Annotated in this window: 18 protein-coding genes; 2 read left to right on the top strand and 16 right to left on the bottom strand. The window is 48.1% G+C overall.

Annotated elements, in window-relative coordinates; all coding sequences use genetic code 11:
- Positions 1-41 precede the first annotated feature (41 nt).
- The 12 genes from rarD (KNP87_RS05615) to lepA form a co-directional block, all read right to left on the bottom strand.
- Positions 42-926: an EamA family transporter RarD gene (gene rarD, locus KNP87_RS05615; protein WP_214721090.1), complete on the bottom strand. Its 885-nt coding sequence runs from the start codon at positions 924-926 to the stop codon at positions 42-44.
- A gap of 22 nt (positions 927-948) precedes the next feature.
- Complete coding sequence (gene rarD, locus KNP87_RS05610) at positions 949-1824, bottom strand: EamA family transporter RarD (protein WP_214721089.1); 876 nt, start codon at positions 1822-1824, stop codon at positions 949-951.
- A 65-nt stretch (positions 1825-1889) separates the two neighbouring features.
- Complete coding sequence (gene rluF / locus KNP87_RS05605; RefSeq protein ID WP_014969772.1) at positions 1890-2585, bottom strand: 23S rRNA pseudouridine(2604) synthase RluF; 696 nt, start codon at positions 2583-2585, stop codon at positions 1890-1892.
- Positions 2586-2710: 125 nt separating this feature from the next.
- Complete coding sequence (mtaB, locus tag KNP87_RS05600) at positions 2711-4045, bottom strand: tRNA (N(6)-L-threonylcarbamoyladenosine(37)-C(2))-methylthiotransferase MtaB (protein ID WP_026833670.1); 1335 nt, start codon at positions 4043-4045, stop codon at positions 2711-2713.
- A gap of 5 nt (positions 4046-4050) precedes the next feature.
- Positions 4051-4797 carry a 16S rRNA (uracil(1498)-N(3))-methyltransferase gene (locus KNP87_RS05595; RefSeq protein WP_214721088.1) on the bottom strand — a complete coding sequence of 249 codons (747 nt, stop codon included), beginning with the start codon at positions 4795-4797 and terminating at the stop codon, positions 4051-4053.
- A 4-nt stretch (positions 4798-4801) separates the two neighbouring features.
- Positions 4802-5749: a 50S ribosomal protein L11 methyltransferase gene (gene prmA / locus KNP87_RS05590; RefSeq protein WP_026833672.1), complete on the bottom strand. Its 948-nt coding sequence runs from the start codon at positions 5747-5749 to the stop codon at positions 4802-4804.
- Between the two features lie 24 nt (positions 5750-5773).
- Entirely contained in the window at positions 5774-6880 is a 1107-nt protein-coding gene (gene dnaJ, locus KNP87_RS05585; RefSeq protein WP_026833673.1) for a molecular chaperone DnaJ, read from the bottom strand.
- 133 nt (positions 6881-7013) lie between these two features.
- Positions 7014-8840, bottom strand: a complete 1827-nt coding sequence (gene dnaK / locus KNP87_RS05580; protein ID WP_026833674.1) for a molecular chaperone DnaK — start codon at positions 8838-8840, stop codon at positions 7014-7016.
- A gap of 46 nt (positions 8841-8886) precedes the next feature.
- Positions 8887-9450: a nucleotide exchange factor GrpE gene (gene grpE, locus KNP87_RS05575; protein WP_214721087.1), complete on the bottom strand. Its 564-nt coding sequence runs from the start codon at positions 9448-9450 to the stop codon at positions 8887-8889.
- 24 nt (positions 9451-9474) lie between these two features.
- The gene (gene hrcA, locus KNP87_RS05570; protein ID WP_214721086.1) at positions 9475-10512 is read right to left on the bottom strand and encodes a heat-inducible transcriptional repressor HrcA; all 1038 of its coding nucleotides are present in this window, start codon (positions 10510-10512) and stop codon (positions 9475-9477) included.
- A 297-nt stretch (positions 10513-10809) separates the two neighbouring features.
- Complete coding sequence (gene hemW / locus KNP87_RS05565) at positions 10810-11976, bottom strand: radical SAM family heme chaperone HemW (protein ID WP_214721085.1); 1167 nt, start codon at positions 11974-11976, stop codon at positions 10810-10812.
- 67 nt (positions 11977-12043) lie between these two features.
- The gene (lepA, locus tag KNP87_RS05560; protein ID WP_026833678.1) at positions 12044-13867 is read right to left on the bottom strand and encodes a translation elongation factor 4; all 1824 of its coding nucleotides are present in this window, start codon (positions 13865-13867) and stop codon (positions 12044-12046) included.
- 233 nt (positions 13868-14100) lie between these two features.
- On the opposite strand from lepA, the gene rpsT reads away from it, so the two are divergent.
- A complete protein-coding gene (gene rpsT, locus KNP87_RS05555; protein WP_012369681.1) occupies positions 14101-14361 on the top strand; it encodes a 30S ribosomal protein S20 in 261 nt (86 codons plus the stop codon).
- Positions 14362-14543: 182 nt separating this feature from the next.
- Here the strand turns inward: rpsT and KNP87_RS05550 are convergent, their stop codons facing one another.
- Positions 14544-14987: a GNAT family N-acetyltransferase gene (locus tag KNP87_RS05550; protein ID WP_214721084.1), complete on the bottom strand. Its 444-nt coding sequence runs from the start codon at positions 14985-14987 to the stop codon at positions 14544-14546.
- A 12-nt stretch (positions 14988-14999) separates the two neighbouring features.
- Entirely contained in the window at positions 15000-16001 is a 1002-nt protein-coding gene (gene holA / locus KNP87_RS05545) for a DNA polymerase III subunit delta (protein WP_026833681.1), read from the bottom strand.
- A gap of 102 nt (positions 16002-16103) precedes the next feature.
- Between holA and KNP87_RS05540 the strand changes: the two genes are divergently transcribed.
- Positions 16104-16265 (top strand): YqzM family protein, encoded by a 162-nt coding sequence (locus KNP87_RS05540; RefSeq protein ID WP_012369678.1) that lies wholly within the window; start codon positions 16104-16106, stop codon positions 16263-16265.
- Between the two features lie 35 nt (positions 16266-16300).
- On the opposite strand, the gene KNP87_RS05535 is transcribed toward KNP87_RS05540, so the two are convergent.
- Positions 16301-18424 (bottom strand): DNA internalization-related competence protein ComEC/Rec2, encoded by a 2124-nt coding sequence (locus KNP87_RS05535; protein ID WP_353049356.1) that lies wholly within the window; start codon positions 18422-18424, stop codon positions 16301-16303.
- A gap of 35 nt (positions 18425-18459) precedes the next feature.
- Complete coding sequence (locus KNP87_RS05530; protein WP_214721082.1) at positions 18460-19074, bottom strand: helix-hairpin-helix domain-containing protein; 615 nt, start codon at positions 19072-19074, stop codon at positions 18460-18462.
- Positions 19075-19161: the final 87 nt, after the last annotated feature.

Below are 19161 nucleotides of genomic sequence, written 5' to 3'. Positions count from 1 at the left end.
TGTTTCCATTCTATCACGCAAGAGGTCAGACTTCTATCTTTTTACGCTACTTTCCTCAGCTGTTTTTTTCGAATCAACAAACCGTTCAGTGTAAAGACGAATGCAGCCGACCAAATAAATGTAAACGCAATCAAGTGAGTTCCCGTAAAGGGTTCGTCGTACAGGAGGACACCGATGGCAAGCGACAACGTCGGAGCGACGAACTGCAGAAAACCGACGACTGTGAACGGAATCCGTTGGGCGCCAAATCCGAACAATAACAACGGAACGGCCGTAATCACACCGGTCAATACAAGTCCGGTCGTCACGAAACCGGACGACGTAAACGTTTCTTGTCCACTGACGCCCATGTAGCCTAAGAACAGGATTGCGATTGGTAATGGCGCAAGCGTCTCAATCGTCAAACTGACCGTTGACTCGAGCGGTCGTTGTTTTTTGACGACACCGTAAAAGCCAAAACTGAAGGCTAGTGCCAAGGAAATCCAAGGGAATTTCCCATAGCCGATCGTCAGAATCAAGACACCGATCGTTGCAAGCAGAATCGCAAGCCATTCGATCCGCGACAGTTTTTCCCGGAAAAAGAACACCCCGAAAATAATGCTGACGATCGGATTGATGTAATAGCCGAGCGAGGCCTCGACGATGAAGTTATGATTGACCGCCCAGATGTAGATGAACCAGTTCATGCTGATGATCAGCCCGTTTAGGAAAAAAAGTCGTCGGGTGAACGGATTTTTCAAGGCTCCGGTAAACTTTGGCAACGCCTTTTGAACATATAATAACAGCAGTAAAAAAATGAACGACCAGACAATCCGGTGCGCTAAAATTTCTTCGCTCGAGACACTGGCGAGCAATTTCCAGTAAATCGGCAACAATCCCCAAATGACGTAGGCGGCTAATGTCGCAAACAAACCCGATTTATTCATTATTAGTTTCCTCTTTTCTGGATCACGATACCTTTTTCATCTTCATCCGACCGCTCGATATCCCGCTGATTGTAAAGACAGCGACAGCCAACCAAATGAACAAGAACGCGATGAAGTGAATCGGTGTAAAGATGTCATTGAATAAAAAGACACCGAGAATCAAGGTCAGGGTCGGAGCGATATATTGTAAAATCCCGACATAGACAAACGGAATTTTCGGCATCCCGTATCCGAACAGCATCAATTGCACCGCAGTCGCTACGCCAAGCATGACGATGGCGAACAACGCTTCTGTCGGAAGAGCAATCGGGTTCGCTCCTGTAATCCCAAGTGTCAACATGGCAAACGGCAACGTGACAAGCGTCTCAAGAAACAGACCGGATAGCGGCTCGGCCGCCGCCTTTTTTTTGAGAACACCATAAAAAGCAAACGAGATGGCAAGTGAAAATGCGATGATCGGAAACTTTCCGTAGCCAAACGTTAAAATCAGGACACCAGTGATGGCGCTCGCCATCGCAAGAAGCTGGGCCCGGTTCAGGCGTTCACCAAAAAACAACAAGCCGAACAAGACACTGACGAGTGGATTGATGTAATAACCGAGCGAGGATTCGACGATGTACCCTTCGCCAATCGCGTACAGGTACAAGGTCCAGTTTCCCCCAAGGACAAGTCCTGCCCCTAAAACGGTATTGCGTTGACGTTTACTTCGCCAGAGTTGTTTGACGTGCTTAAACTTCCCTGTCAGTCGCAATAACAACGTAACAAAGATAAAGGCACTGATGATTCGGATTGAGACGACCGTCCACGCCGGTACCTCATCCGCAAACAGTTTGTAGATCGGCAGCAATCCTCCGATCACATAGGCGACGAACGTCGCACTCATTCCCCGTTTATCCACGATGAACCCCCTTTTCTTTATATGTATACAAGTAAAGCCGCCATCATCATGGCGACTTTTTCAGCTTATTGTTGATCGAGAATCTGGAACAATGTCTTCATTTCCGACTCCGTCAAGTCGCGCCATTCCCCAATCGGTAAATCACCGAGTTCGACGTTCATGATCCGGACACGTTGCAGACGCTTAACCCGGTAACCGAATTCTTTGCACATCCGGCGAATTTGCCGGTTTAACCCTTGTGTCAAAACGATTCGGAACGTCCGCGACTCGAGCTGTTCAACGACACATTCCTTCGTGGTCGTTCCAAGAATGTCGACGCCGCTCGCCATACCTTCGATAAACGTTTCCGTGATCGGTGCGTCGACCGTTACGATGTACTCTTTATCGTGGTTGTTTTCCGCACGTAAAATCCGGTTGACGATATCCCCGTCGTTCGTCAGGATGATCAGTCCGTCCGAATCTTTATCGAGTCGTCCAATCGGGAAAATCCGTTTCGGATGATTGACGAAATCAATGATGTTACCTTCGATGTCACGCTCTGTCGTACACGTAATCCCGACAGGTTTGTTTAAGATCAAATACTCAAGTTCCGGCTTCGCTTGTAACGGTTGTCCATCGATTTCGACAGCATCTGTTTTTTCGACCTGCGAGCCGAGTTCGGCCACGTTTCCGTTGATCGTTACACGTCCGGCATCGATTAATTTATCGGCTGCCCGCCGGGAACAATATCCTGTTTCACTGATGAATTTATTAATTCGCATAAGTTTGTGTCCTCTTTCTCTTGTGTAATCTTTACTCAGTGTAGCGTATCCGTTACCTGAAAACAAAATAATTTATCACCCCAAAAATAAAGTTCGTCTTCCGATAACCGGAAGACGAACTCATTTCAGATCGCTTGTTCTTTTAATGTCTCCATGATACGGACGAATTGTCCGTCATTCATTGGATAACCGGCTTTGGTAATTTTGACACGAACGAGTTGACCAATCAATGATTCGTCCCCTTCGATCGCGACACGTAAGTAATTATCGGTATAACCGACGAGACGGCCGCCTGCTTCTTCCGAAAATTCTTCCGGAATGATTTCAAGCAGTTCTCCCTCGTATTTCGATGCATATTCTTTCGCAAGTTGATCCGACAAAGCAATCAACCGGGCGACACGTTGTTCTTTGATGTTCTCATCGACTTGATCATCCATCATCGCAGCCGGTGTACCGGTCCGTTTCGAATACGGGAAGACATGCAGTTCACTGAACTTATGATCGTTGATGAAGTTAAACGTCTCCATAAACTCTTCTTCCGTCTCCCCCGGGAAACCGACGATGACGTCAGACGTGATCGCACAATCCGGTAAGACTTCTTTTAAGCGCGTGATGCGTTCACCGAACTCCGCCATCGTATATTTCCGGCGCATCCGGCGCAAAACCGTATCCGATGCCGATTGAATCGGAACATGAAGATGTCGGACGACGATCGGCGAATCTTTTAAGACGTCCAGTACCTCATCTGTGATTTGGCTTGCTTCAATCGAAGAAATCCGAAGCCGTTCGAGACCTGTCACGGACTCAAGCGCTTTTAACAGTTTTGCTAAGTTGTAGTCTTTGAGGTCTTCCCCGTAACCGCCCGTGTGAATACCGGTCAGAACGATTTCCTTATAACCTGCATCCACTAATTGTTGTGCTTGCTTCAAGACATCTTCCGGTTGACGGGAACGCATCAGACCACGTGCCCACGGAATGATACAAAACGTACAGAAGTTGTTGCAGCCTTCTTGAATCTTTAGGGAAGCCCGCGTCCGGTCCGTAAAGGCCGGGACGTCGAGTTCTTCATACACTTTTGCCTTCATGATGTTACCGACGGCGTTGATCGGCATCCGTTCTTCGCGGAACTGTTCGATATAACCAATCATCTTGTGCCGGTCCTGTGTCCCGACGACGACATCAACTCCGGGAATCGCCATGATTTCAGCAGGAGATGTCTGGGCATAACAACCGGTGACACAGATGACACTGTCTGGATTTTGACGGATTGCCCGTCGAATGACTTGGCGGCTCTTTTTGTCGCCCGTATTTGTTACTGTACATGTATTGACGACATAAACGTCGGCATGATCTGCAAAGTCAACACGTCCATATCCCGCATCCTTGAACAGTTGCCAGACGGCTTCTGTCTCGTAATGATTGACTTTACAACCAAGCGTTTGAAAGGCAACAGTTGCCATTTCACTCACCCTTTCAATTCAAAATGATACGATACGGCGGACAGGACATAAAGTGGTGCCGTTTCCGTCCGTAAAATCCGTCGTCCGAGTGATGCTGGTAAGAAGCCAACATCGGTTAAACGCGATACTTCCGTTTCCGTGAGTCCACCTTCCGGACCGATTACGACCAATAAGGAATCACCGGCTTGCAACCGTGACAGCGTAGAAGCGAAAGCTGCCGCTTCCCCGTCTTTCGCCGCTTCTTCATAGGCGATCAGACACGCCGTATAGTGGCCCGCGTCTTGTAGGACTTCATCATACGTCACATAGTCAACCGTCGGCAAGTGCGCCCGGTACGATTGTTCGGCTGCTTCTTTGATGATTTTTTGGAGCCGTTCAAGCTTTTTCGGGATTTTTTTGGCATCCCATTTCGAGACCGAGCGTGCCGATTCAAAAACAAGCAGCTGACTGACGCCAAGCTCCGTCGCTTTTTGAGCAACCAGTTCCACTTTATCCCCTTTCGGTAACGCATACGCAATCGTCACCTGGATCGGGAGTTCTGTTTCGATCGGTAATTCTTCAATCATTTCCGCGACGGCCGTTTGCTTTTCGAGTTGGTCGATTCGGCAACGGAACAGTCCCGTTCCGTCTAACACCAAAATCTCATCGCCGACATCCATCCGCATGACGTTTTTCATATGATGGGCGTCGTCTTTTGAGAACGTGAAGGTATTTCCTACACGTGCGGTCGGATCTATGAAATATCGTTGCATCGGCTTAAGCCTCGCGTTTCGCGATAATCGCGACCCAGTCCTCGAGCTTCGTCGTCTCAACGATTGTAAATCCGGCATCGATCATGGCGTCACGCACCATGTCTTTTTTCTGACCAATGATGCCCGATGCAATGAAGTGTCCGCCCGGAAGCGTCAACTCATACGCATCGTTCACGAACAGTAAGATGACTTCCGCCAGGATATTGGCGACAATCAACTCGACCGGTTCTTTCAATTCCTTCATCAAATCGCCTTGACGGACCGTCACTTGCTGACTGACTTGATTTAGTGCCACGTTATCCGTTGCCGAACGAACCGCCACTTCATCCAAATCAAGTGCAAAGACATCCTTTGCCCCGAGTTTGGCTGCTGCAATCGCCAGAACACCTGAACCCGTTCCGACATCGACAACACGGTCGTTGTCTTTCAGGTAATTTTCAATCGCCTGAATACAAAGGACTGTCGTCGGATGTGTTCCTGTTCCAAATGCCATCCCGGGATCGAGTTCGATGATCTTTTCATCCGGTTGCGGTGTGTAGTCTTCCCACATTGGAACGACCGTCAGATGACGGCTGATTTTAACGGGTTTATAAAACTGTTTCCACGAATGGGCCCAGTCTTCTTCGTCCACTTGTGTCAGCGTGACAGTTCCTGCACCAATCGTCAGACCGAATTTCGTCAGCATCTGAATATCGCGCTCGATTCCTTTGATCGTATCCGTCAAATCACTGCTTTCCGCAAGATACGCTTTGACGAGAACACCGCTGTCCGGATATTCATCGCGCTTCTTCTCATCCCAAATTTCACCGAAGTTGTCTTCACGATGCGACATCATCTCGAAATCCTCTACGTCCTCGATGACGACACCACTCGCTCCCGCCTCATGTAAGATGTTCGAGACTGCTTCGATTGCTTCTTGTGTCGTATGGACACAGACTTCTGACCATTTCATTTCCTGTCACGCTCCTTTAGTGAATCACCCTGTAAAGAATGTTTTGATCCGGCTGAATACGCCTTCGTGTTGTTCCTCGACACCTTTTTCGTCACTGATTTCGTTAAACTCACGGAGTAATTCCTTTTGGCGGTCCGTCAGGTTTTTTGGTGTGATGATGACGACGTTGACGTATTGATCCCCGTGATGACCTGAACGGACGTTTGGCATCCCTTTGCCGCGCAGACGGAAACGTGAACCTGTTTGTGTGCCGGCTGGAATTTTCAAACTGACCTTTCCGTGAACAGTCGGTACTTCGATTTCGTCTCCAAGCGTCGCTTGTGTGAATGTCAACGGCATGTCCATGACGATATGATCGTCGACCCGTTCAAACAATTCATGTTCCCGTACACGAACGACGACATACAGATCTCCGAACGGTCCACCATTGACACCCGCTTCCCCTTTACCGGCCAAGCGGATCTGTTGCCCGTTGTCGATCCCGGCTGGAATCTTGACACGGACATCTTTGTTTTTACGGACACGTCCGGCACCACGACATGTTTCACATGGTTCTTTGACGATTTGCCCGCGTCCATGACACGTTGAACATGTCGTTTGATTGACGACACGACCAAACATCGTGTTTTGCTCGACGTTGATGTGTCCTGATCCACCACAACGCTTACATGTTTCCGGATGTGTTCCCGGTTTGGCACCTGAACCGTGACATGTTCCGCAGTCTTCTTCGACCGGAATCGTGATGACTTTCTCGACACCCGCGAACGCCTCCATGAAGTCGATTTCTTCGACATATTGCAAATCCTGTCCTTTGCGTGGAGCATTCGGATCTTGACGGCGTCCGCCGCCGAAGAACATGTCAAAGATGTCGCCGAACCCTTCCGCTCCACCAAATCCGCCGCCACCTTGTGATGGATCTTGGTGACCGAACTGGTCGTAGCGTGCCCGTTGATTGTCGTCTGACAATACTTCATACGCTTCAGACAGCTCTTTGAATTTTTGGTCGGCATCGGCTTCCTTGTTAACGTCCGGATGGTATGTCCGGGCGAGTTTTCGGTAAGCTCGTTTGATTTCTGCTGCTGAGGCATCGCGCGCGACGCCCAACACTTCATAATAATCGCGTTTTTCCACGTGCATTCTCCCTCTCTTTGGTTCCGATTCAATTCATACTGTTTGATTTTACCGAACTTCATGCGACATGGAAAGAGCCAAAGCGCGGATTACGCTTTGGCTCTCTCTAGCGCCCGAAAAATCGGTCGGTTACTTATTTGTTGTCTTTGTCGTCGACTTCTTCGAATTCAGCGTCCATGACGTTGTCGTCTTGTCCACCTGCTTGTGCACCTTCAGCGCCAGCTTGTTGTTGAGCCATGTTTTCGTAGACTTTTTGTGTCAACTCTTGAACGACTGTCGATAATTCGTCTTTCGCAGCACGAATCGCTTCGATGTCTGTTCCTGCAAGTGCAGTCGTGACTTTTTCTTTCGCTGCTTCTGCTTTTTCTTTATCTGCTGCGTCAATTTGCTCACCGAGGTCTTTGACCGCTTTATCTGTCGCGAAGACCAGTTGATCCGCTTCATTGCGAAGTTCCACTTCTTCTTTACGTTTGTTGTCTGCGTCGGCGTTCGCTTCAGCATCTTTGACCATTTGGTCGATGTCTGCTTCAGTCAAGCCGCTTGATGATTGGATTGTGATCGATTGTTCTTTGTTCGTACCAAGATCTTTCGCTGATACGTTAACGATTCCGTTTGCATCGATGTCGAACTTAACTTCGATTTGCGGCACACCACGTTGTGCTGGCGGAATATCTGTCAATTGGAAACGACCAAGCGTTTTGTTGTCTGACGCCATCGGACGTTCCCCTTGAAGAACATGGATGTCTACTGCCGGCTGATTGTCAGCTGCTGTTGAGAAGACTTGTGATTTTGAAGTCGGGATCGTCGTGTTACGGTCGATCAGTTTCGTCATCACGCTACCCATTGTTTCGATTCCGAGTGAGAGTGGTGTTACGTCGAGAAGGACAACATCTTTAACGTCCCCTGTTAATACGCCACCTTGAACAGCTGCTCCAAGGGCAACCACTTCATCCGGGTTAACCCCTTTGAATGATTCTTTGCCTGTGAAGTCTTGAACTGCTTTTTGAACAGCAGGAATACGTGTTGATCCACCAACGAGGATGATTTTGTCGATTTTGTCCGGTGTCATGCCAGCATCGCTGAGGGCACGACGTGTTGGAGCCATCGTCCGTTCTACGAGATCAGCTGTCAAATCGTCGAACTTCGCACGTGACAATGTCATTTCAAGGTGAAGCGGACCTGCTGCGCCAGCCGTGATGAACGGAAGGCTGATTTGTGTCGAAGAGACACCAGAAAGATCTTTCTTCGCTTTTTCAGCAGCATCTTTTAGACGTTGAAGCGCCATTTTATCTTGTGCAAGATCAATGCCGTTGTCTTTTTTGAATTCTGCGACTAGATGATCGATGATTTTTTGGTCAAAGTCATCGCCACCAAGACGGCTGTCACCGGCAGTTGAAACAACTTCGAAGACACCGTCTCCAAGTTCAAGGATCGAAACGTCGAATGTACCGCCACCTAAGTCATAGATGAGGATCGTGTGGTCTTCACCTTTTTCAAGACCGTATGCAAGTGCTGCTGCTGTCGGCTCGTTGATGATCCGTTTGACGTCAAGACCAGCGATTGTTCCTGCGTCTTTTGTCGCTTGACGCTCAGCATCGTTGAAGTAAGCAGGAACCGTGATGACAGCTTCCGTTACTTTTTCACCGAGGTAATCTTCTGCTTGAGCTTTGAGTTTTTGAAGAATGATGGCAGATACTTCTTGTGGCGTGTAGTCTTTGCCTTCGACTTCAACTTTATAGTCTGTACCCATGTGACGTTTGATCGACATGATTGTGTTTGGGTTTGTGATGGCTTGACGTTTTGCGACTTCGCCGACTTGACGCTCACCGTTTTTAAAAGCAACGACAGATGGTGTCGTCCGGTTTCCTTCTGCGTTTGCGATAACGACCGGCTCTCCGCCTTCCATTACTGCGACACATGAGTTTGTAGTTCCTAAGTCAATACCAATGATTTTTGCCATGATAAATTCCTCACCTTCGAATAGTTATTGTAGTTTCAAGGACATCTTATTCTGCGACTTTGACCATACTTGGGCGGATGACACGATCGTGTAATTTGTACCCTTTTTGGAATTCAGCTGTCACGACGCCTGATTCGTGCTCTTCACTCGGCTCCTGAACGACTGCCTGATGCAGGTTCGGATCAAAGGCTTCTCCAACTGCTGGAATCTCAACGACGCCCTCATTTTGGAGTGTTTCCACCAATTGACGTTTGACCATCTCGACACCCGCTAATACAGACTTCGTTTCTTCGTTGTCCGATTCGATCTGCAACGCACGATCGAGGTTATCCACTAACGGGAGTAACTTCTCGACGATTGTCTGGGACGAGTACTTCGCACGATTTTCGGCTTCAATCCGGTTCCGACGTTTGAAGTTATCGAAATCCGCACGGAGGCGTAATTCTGATGCTTTTGCTTCCGCCAGTTGCGCTTCGAAATCCGGTGTCGGTGCTTCTTCGACGAGATCCGCCTGTACGACTTCTTCTTCCGTCACTTCAACTGCTTCTGTTTGTTGCTCGGTAGTTTCTTCATTATTATTGAGGTTTTGATTCTGCTTTTTTTCTTCCACTCTGAATCGAGCCCCTTTCTATATTCAATCTAAGTTGTTTTTACGCAACTCAGTTTGGAATGCTTGTAAAAGATGAATGATCGAGTTGATGCCTCGATTGTAATCCATCCGTTTTGGACCAATCAGCGCCAATGTCCCGAGTGAGATTCCATCTACTGAATAATGCGCCCGGATCACGCTACAGTCCTTCAGGGCATCGACATTGTTCTCGCTACCAATCGTAATCAAGATTTGATTATCGAGATTCGGACTTAAAAAATCAAACAAGGCTTCTTGCTGTTCAATCAACTCGAGAACCGGTCGCAATTTCGCGACATCCTGAAATTCCGGCTGATCAAACATGTTGGCCTTCCCTCCGAGATAAATCAGGGGACGTCCTTCATGCTGATCCGTCAAAACGATATCAAGTGCTTTTGACAACAAGGTCGTCTGTTCCGAATGCTCGGAACGGAACCGTCTGATTTCTTCGAGCAGACGTCCACGCAACATGCTCAGCGGCGTTCCGCGTAACGTCTGGTTCAATCGTTCCATCAAGCGACTTGCCGCCTCACGTGAGAGGGCTTCCGCGAGCTGAAGTGTCTTATGTTCGACATGACCCGTTTCCGTCACCAAAACGATGACGACACGGCCTTCCGCCAAGGGAATCAGTTCTAAATGATGGAGACGTTGTCCTTCTTCTTTTGGACCTAATACAAGCGTCGTATAATGTGTCAATTCGCTCAACAAGTCCGCTGTATGTCGGATCAACCGATCATTTTCATTCACGGAATGGGCAAATAACGATTTTAACGCCTTTGCCTCTTGCGGTGAGATGCTTTCCGGACGAATCAGATGATCGACATAAAATCGATATCCAAGCTCGGATGGAATTCGGCCGGCAGATGTATGCGGCTTTTCAATCAATCCCATTTCTTCGAGGTCCGCCATCTCATTTCGAATGGTCGCGGAACTGAACGTCACGTCACTCCGTTTTGAGAGCGTCCGTGAGCCGACGGGTTGAGCGGTTTTGATATAATCATCGACGATTGCACGTAAAATCAACAATTGGCGATCCGTCAGCACCTTCTTCACCACCTTATTTTGTTAGCACTCACTTTTAACGAGTGCTAATTACATCTTTACTATAAGGAATCCTGGAAATGATGTCAACCAATTTGCTGAACCCTTTGAAGACTTTCCCATTCTGCGATACAGTGAAACAAACAAGAAAAGGATGAGGTCCATGCTGGAACTGTTTGCAATGGCCGGTGTGTTCGTCTGGGTGTTCATCGCCATCATCGGTACAACCGCCTACTTTTTACGAAAACAAAAAAAATAAAACGGCGTCCGCATACTTTTGTATGGACGCCGTTTTATTTTTTAAGCTTGATCTGTTTTCTGCTCTTCAATCTCTGCTTCACCGATAAACTCGGCAAACACTTCATTGGCGAGCGGTACACCGGCATCTGTCAAACGGATGTGTGTTGCTGTCCGCTCGACCAGTCCGCGCGGCAACAATTTCGCAATCGTCTGTCCAAAGACTTGGTCAAGCGAGTACCCGTATTTCGCTTCGAAGTGCTGTTCAGACACCCCTTCTTTCATCCGTAATCCGAGAAACATCTCTTCTTCCATCCGTTCCACTTCCGTCAACGGCGTCTCATTGCGGACCGGTAATCCCTCCGCTTTGATGTAGTGCGGAATCGGTGCGATGTTCGCCCGGCGCGTCTTGTTGATATAACTGTGTGACCCGGCACCAAATCCGTAATATTCGTCATTTTCCCAGTAGACCCGGTTATGCCGGCTTTCCCGACCCGGTAAAGAAAAGTTCGAAATTTCATATTGATGCAATCCACCGGCTTCAATCGTTTCAATCATTAAACGGTACATATCCGCCTCTAGATCCTGCGTCGGCAACGGCAACTTCCCTTTTCGTTCTTGAATCGCAAAAACCGTATGCGGCTCAAGGATCAAGGAATAGGATGAGATATGGGTGATTGGTAAACGCAAGGCCCGTTCGACATCATATCGGACTTGTTCGAGCGTTTGATTCGGTAATCCGAACATCAGATCCACCGAGATGTTATCAAATCGTTTCGCAGCATGCTCCAATGTCTCGGCCACTTTAGCTTCCCGATGCGTCCGACCGATCCGTTCGAGTAATCCGTCGTCAAACGATTGAACACCAAAACTGACCCGGTTGACGCCGCCCGCTTTCATGATATCGAGTTTTTCCGGCGAGACGCCGTCCGGATTGGATTCGACCGTATATTCCAAGGTGTCATCCGTCAGCGGTAAAAGATGTTTTTTAATGATGTCCATCAAGCGTTGCATTTGATCTTCGTTTAAGGCGGTCGGTGTACCTCCCCCGATAAAAATCGTTTCGAGTCGATCCGTCGGGTATTGTTGTAACGTCAGTTCGATTTCTCGTTCTAACGCATCCAGATATTCAGCGACCGGCTGATTTTTTAAAAAGACTTTATTAAAGTCGCAATAGTAACAAATATGTTCACAAAACGGAATGTGGACATACGCGGCGTGTGGAGTCATTTCGCCTCATCCTTTCTTTACTTAAACAGAAAAAGGGTGCGCCAAAACGCCCCCTTTGTTTCTTCTCTCAATCTTCATCCATCGACAGAACCGACATGAAGGCTTCTTGCGGTACCTCTACCGAGCCTACCATCTTCATCCGTTTCTTACCTTCTTTTTGCTTTTCGAGCAATTTACGCTTACGCGAGATATCTCCCCCGTAACACTTGGCGAGAACGTTTTTCCGCAACGCCTTGATTGTCGAGCGGGCAACGATTTTTGTTCCGACGGCGGCTTGAATCGGTACTTCAAACTGCATCCGTGGAATCAGTTCTTTCAATTTATCAACGATGACTTTCCCGCGTTCATACGCAAAATCACGGTGAACGATAAAGCTCAGTGCATCGACGTTTTCGTTATTCAAGAGAATATCCATCTTGACGAGACGTGATTGCTGATAACCAATCAACTCGTAATCAAGCGATGCATATCCCTTTGTACTCGACTTCAGCTGATCGAAGAAATCATAGACGATTTCCGACAATGGAAGTTCATACGTGATTTTGACACGTGTCGTATCGATGTACTCCATATCGACGAATGTCCCACGTTTCTTTTGACAGAGTTCCATGATGGCACCGACGTAATCGTTTGGTGTCATGACCGCCGCTTTGACGTAAGGCTCTTCAATGAACTCGACTTTTTGTTGTTCCGGCATCTTCGACGGGTTGTCGACGTGGAGCACTTCTCCGGCCGTCGTCGTCACATGATAGATAACCGATGGAGCTGTCGTGATCATATCAATGTTGAACTCACGTTCGATTCGTTCCTGAATGATTTCCATGTGAAGCATACCAAGGAAACCACAACGGAAACCGAATCCGAGTGCTTGTGACGTTTCCGGCTCGAATTCGAGTGCCGCGTCACTTAACTGCAGACGTTCAAGTGCTTCACGTAAATCGTTGTAACGTGCGGCATCAATCGGATAGAGACCACAGTACACCATCGGATTCATCTTCCGGTATCCCGGTAGAGCTTCTTGAGCCGGTTGTTTCGCCAAGGTAATCGTATCCCCGACGCGGACATCGCCGACGGTTTTAATGGAAGCAGACAACGTTCCAACATCGCCGACCGTCAATTCTTTCTGACGGAGTGGTTTCGGTGTCGACACGGCGAGTTCCAAGACTTCAAAGTCTTTCCCGGTCGACATCATCCGAATCTTGTCGCCGACTTTAACCGTTCCGTTGACGACACGGATCGAAGCGACGACACCACGGTAGGCATCGTAATACGAATCAAAAATCAATGCTTCGAGTGGTGCTTCCGGATCCCCTGTTGGTGCCGGAACTTTTGCGACGATTTGTTCCAGAATTTCCTCAATCCCGATACCTGCTTTCGCAGACGTCGGAACGGCTTCTGAAGCATCGAGTCCGATTACATCTTCGATTTCTTGACGGACACGTTCCACGTCCGCCGAAGGCAAATCAATTTTATTGATGATTGGTAAGATTTCTAAATCGTTATCGAGCGCCAAATACACGTTGGCAAGTGTCTGGGCTTCGATTCCCTGTGCGGCATCCACGACGAGTACAGCGCCCTCACATGCTGCGAGTGAACGTGATACTTCATATGTGAAGTCGACGTGTCCCGGTGTATCAATCAGATGGAGGATATATTCCTCACCATCTTTTGCCGTGTATTTCAACTGAACGGCATTTAATTTAATGGTAATCCCGCGTTCGCGCTCTAAATCCATCGCATCCAGCGTCTGATCTTTCATCTCACGCGATGTCAACGCACCTGTTTTTTCTAAAATGCGGTCTGCAAGTGTCGATTTCCCATGATCGATATGCGCGATGATGGAGAAATTACGAATACTTTTTTGCCGCTTTAAACGATCTGCATTATTCATGTTTATAGTCACCTTACCTTATAGTCAAACGTACATACGCTTCATTATACCAAAAATTACACGAGGTGCACCATCTCGTTTTGTTTTCCTGAAAAACAAAAATCGAAAGAAACCCTAGAGCTGTTATTGCTTTTAAGAAAAACGTTTGCTACAATTGTGTTTGTTCTGTTGAACGATAAATGCAGATATGCGAATATAAATCTCGAATGAGTTTTCTTGGAGGTGAATCATCCATGGCTAACATTAAATCAGCAATCAAGCGTGTTAAAACAGCTGAAAAACGCCGCGTCGCTAACGTACAACGTAAATCGTCTATGCGTTCAGCAATCAAAGCAGTCGAAACTTTCGCTACTGAAGGCAACAAAGAGCAAGCGCTCGTAGCTTTCAACACAGCATCTAAGAAAATCGACAAAGCTGCTGCTAAAGGTCTTATCCACAGCAACAAAGCTGGTCGTGACAAATCACGTCTCGCTCGACTCGTAAACGCACTTTAATTCTTCTTTGAAGGATACAGTGATCGATCGCCACTAGGAGCTTGCTCCAGTGGTGATTTTTTTGTTCCTAAACAGAAACTAACTCAAAAAAATAGACATAACACAAGAATAGAGAGGTGGACTGTTACGTCCGCCTCTCTATTTGTTTTGCTGTTTTTTAGAAGATGAATGAATTCCATCCATTATTCTTTCCTTGCGAAGCAATCGACCATCACATGATGCGGACCGATTCCCTCAATGTCAAACGATTCACTGGCAATCGTCAGTCCGGATCGTTCGTAAAAAGGCACCGCCACGAGTCGGGCATTACACCACCAGCCACGAGCTTGTCTCGCCGCCAACACCTTACGTGCTTCTTCAAGCAGTGCTTTCCCGTATCCTTCCCCCCGGACGTCAGGGCTCGTCGCCATCCCACGCAGTTGATACGTCAATTCGGGATCGGTTTCATGCAATCGGTTCGAAAATGTGCCGACCGCAACAATCCGACCGTTTTTGATGCCACCCAGATGGAACGTTTTTTCCGCATGATCATCCGGATACGTACAGGTTTCAATCGGTTGATGCGGCCGTAACACTTCATGCCGCAGTGGAATCACTTCTGATGCTTCAATGAGTTGAATCTCCATATTACAACCTCCTCACAAAGTGGCCAATCGTACGACAAGCGAATCAAATAAAATCCGTTTATCGCCGCGTCCGGTTTTCATCCCTTCGTCCGTTGTCGTGATGGCGATCAAGGCTTGTTCGAGCTGCGCGAACGTAAAACGTTTTCCCGCTTGCAACGCCAGTTTGATCGCATACGGATGGGCACCGACTTTCGAAGCGATTTGCCGCTCTCCATACCCTTGTTCGGCGAGGCGTTTTGATAACAGCATCATCCGATACTGGCGTGCCATCAGACCGAGCAGTGCCAAAACTTCTTGACCTTGTTTTTCCAAATCACGAATCAGACGAATCGCCGGTTCAAGTTGACGTTTCATCAGGTAATCGGTCAGCTGGAACACGTTATCTTCCAGCGTCCGCGGGACAAGTAAATCCACATCCTCCAGCTCAATTGCCGGTCGATCCCCTGCATAGAGCATCAATTTATCCAGTTCATGTGTCAGCGTCGCCCACATTTCACCGGTCAAAAAGATCAATCGCTCAATGGCTGGACGATCCATCCGGTAACCCTTGTCGTTCACCGCATCCATTACAAAACGAAACAGCTCTTCTGTTGTCGGTTTCTTGGCTTCGAGAATCACAGCGCGATCCTTTAGACGTTTGACGATGGTTTTTCGTTCATCCAGTTTTTCCGCTTCCACAATCAAGACAACAATCGCATAATCCGCCGGTTGGACGATGTACTCTGCCAGACGATCGACATTATGGGTTTTTTTATCTTTTGCTCCGGTTAAAAACGTCGCAGGTTTTGCTATGACGACACGATAGTCACTTAAAAAAGGAACGGTCTCCGCCTCATCGAGTACCGCATCAAGCGGTTGATCGTTTAAGTCAATTTTCATATAGTCGAACCGCTCACCGTCCGGTAAGGCAGCTTTGACGATTTCACGTTCCCATTCTTCCAAAAGGTGACGTTCTGTTCCATATAATAAATAAAGGTTCGCCAGTTTTCCGTTGACAAGCCAAGGTGTTTTCATCTTCCCCACCACATTTCACAGTTTGTTCTTAACTTCATCATAGATAATCCTCTTTTATTCCGCTATACTAGAAGCGGAATCTATTTTTAGGGGGAATGCAGCATGGCACATTCAGTACGCCCACCAAGTGAAAATGCGTTTGAAAACGATATTCAATCCAAACGTAATGACGCGCTTGACTCTGCCGTCGGTTTTGGCGCATCGTTCGGTTTTTTCGCAGTCTTGTTCATCATTGGCGTCGTAATCAAATTCTTAAGTCTTTAATCACTAAAACAGCAACCTTGGGGGGTTGCTGTTTTTTATTTTAGCATAGGTTCACAACCCATTGCAGAACAAGTTATCATTCCCGCCTGATCCGTCCGGATGACGGTCCGTCCCCTCGTCCGCTCCAAAACTTCCGCATGCGGATGACCATACCGGTTGTTTCGCCCGGCTGATATGATGACGGTCTCCGGATCTACTTGTTTCAGCATTTTTTCTCCTGTCGAGGTCTTGGAACCATGATGTCCGGCTTTTAGAATATCCACCTTCCCGACGTGCCACTTCTCCTCCTGCTGGATGCTTGCGTCCCCCGTCAATAAAATACGGTGTTCAGCGACTTCAGCCAGCAGGACGATGGAACGGTCATTTTCTTCTTCCTCCGTTCCTGAAGGAGCAATTACATTCAACCACGGGCGAATGCGTTGTCCGGTTCGGACGAATTGAATCCGTGTCCCCGTCCTTTCAATCTGCTTGATCAGTTCCTGGCGTTTTTCGTCTTGATTATCATATTGCCCAAGATAAATCGTATCGACTTTTACTTTACGCAACAATCCGGCAAGCCCTCCAATATGATCGTGATCGGCATGCGTCAGAATCAGCCCGTCAATTCGTGTCTCAGCCCGTGTGGACAGAAATGGTGCAACAATCTGGCTTCCGGGATCAAACGGACGCAACGGCGGTCGTTTCGAGAGCGAGAACACCCCTCCTGTATCGATGACAAATGTTTCTCCATCCTTTTCAATAACGGTACTGTCTCCCTGACCGACATCCACAAAAGTGATCCGCTCTTCCGTCCGATGATCCAGAACAGTACTGGCTGTCAGCAGACAAACAAGCGGAATCAGGTGCCCGAACCATTTTCGTTCAGCCACCCACCACCCGGCCATCACCCCTGCCGCCACTGCCAGCCAGACAGGAAATGAAAACAAATGCAGGGCTGAGGAAGGCAACGGTAAGCGTTCAGCAAGCGCCAAGGAGTGGTCCAGTAAGGCAATCGCTTGACCGTGGAACTGAAGAATTGTCGGTGCCGTCGGAATCAGTACCGTCATACTCGCAAGGAAAGACAACGGCAGGATGACCCATTCGATCCAACCGCCTAAAAGGATGTTCAAGACCGGTGACCAGATTGAAAGTTCGGTTTGTTCCGTTAGTTGTAGCACAAGACTTGTCATGATTTGAGCCCACACACTAATCAGCAACCAGTTCCACGGACGTTTGATCCCGTCCCACATTCTGCGGGACAATAATAAAAAGACCGTCAATCCGACCGTCAGCTGAAACCCGACATCATACAAACTTGTATAGGAGAACGCCAATTGGAAAGCTCCTACCGTCGCTACGACCGCCACAGGGTCCGGTCGGCGATTAAATCGATGGCAACATAATAAAATCATTGCCACACCAACAGCCCGCATCACCGGTGCGCTCCATTCGGTCAACCACCCGTACAGCGGTAACAGGAATAAGACCAACTCGAATCTTCGTTCTCGGGTCAACCGGATTTTTTTAAGCACCCATAACATCGTCCAGATTAAAAATGCGATGTGAGAGCCCGAAATCACAATCGCATGAAGTAATCCAAACCGTTTAAAACGTTCCATCGTCGTTTGATCCATCAGACGGTCTTCACCCAAGACCAGTGCTTCGATATAGAGAGCTTGCTTAACCGGCAACTGTTCGATACGTGCCATCCATTCCTGGCGCACCCGGCGTCCATTTCCATCGAACCCCGGTGTGTCTGAACATTTCCCGAAACGCTCTACTTCGTACTTTCCGCTTAATCGTTCCGTCCGCATCCACCGTGCCTCATCAAAACCGCCGTCGTTCAATTGCGGTAAGACCGGCAACTCGTGTAAGGTCACCTCACACCGTTGTCCGATTCGTTCATAATCAAGCGTTGTGTCTTCATCCAACGTCGTCGCCACGATGATTTGCTGCTCTTGTACTTCAGCCAGATAACGAATACGATCCCCATTCTGCTTCGCATCGATGATATCGATGACATGGATATCCGTTACTGGCGGCGGAGCAATCAGGCGGACCGCAAAAATCATACTTAATCCACTGATTAACAGCAACGATTGGATCGACTTCGACCACGACTTCAGGACAAACATCATGCACACTGCAGCAACAAACCAAAGTGATTCTTTTAATGCCACCAACAGGATCATAAAAAACAAGGGAAATAAGGGCATCAGTAGACGATTAAGTATGCTTTTAGATTTTCAAGCGTCTTTGGTCCAAACCCTTTGACGTCTCCTAAATGGTCGTACGTCGCAAATCCACCTTTTTCTTCTCGGTACTGGATGATCGCACTCGCTTTGGCGGGACCAATGCCCGGCACTTCCAACAATTGTTCTTCCGTTGCGGCATTCAAATCGAGCAACCCTTTTGGAATCTCCGCCTGATCGACCGGACCCGCGGATTTCTTTTTAACACGGTCCTGTCTTTTTGTCGGAACGACCACTTCTTGCCCATCAATTAAACGTGCTGCGAGATTGAGTTGGTTTACATCCGCTGCCGGAGTCACTTGCGCCCGCTTGACGGCATCCTGGACGCGGTCTCCCAACCGAAAACTGTAGGGACCCGGACGTTTGACCGCTCCTTTGATGTCGACCATGATTTTTTTGGCACGGAGTAGGTTGCTGGTGGACGGATCTTCCGCCTGTGCTTCCTGCTCTTGTTTGACGATGGCTGGTTTTTCAACTAGTGCCTCATTCGAACAGGAAGGCAACGGAACAAACAGTACCACCAGGAGCAAGAGTACAACGGCCAAAGTGGCGAATTGCTGTAAGCGTGGAATCGTCATCAATATTCCTCCCGTCCACCCGACTGTATCAATTTCTCCACTTCTGTTACCTCTGCCCAAACTTCTCGTTTCCTGCTTCGGTTCTCG

This window comes from Exiguobacterium sp. s192 (assembly GCF_018618795.1).
GTDB lineage: Bacteria > Bacillota > Bacilli > Exiguobacteriales > Exiguobacteriaceae > Exiguobacterium_A > Exiguobacterium_A undae.
The sequence above is the reverse complement of the archived record's forward strand: the minus strand, read 5'-3'. Positions and strand labels throughout refer to the sequence as shown.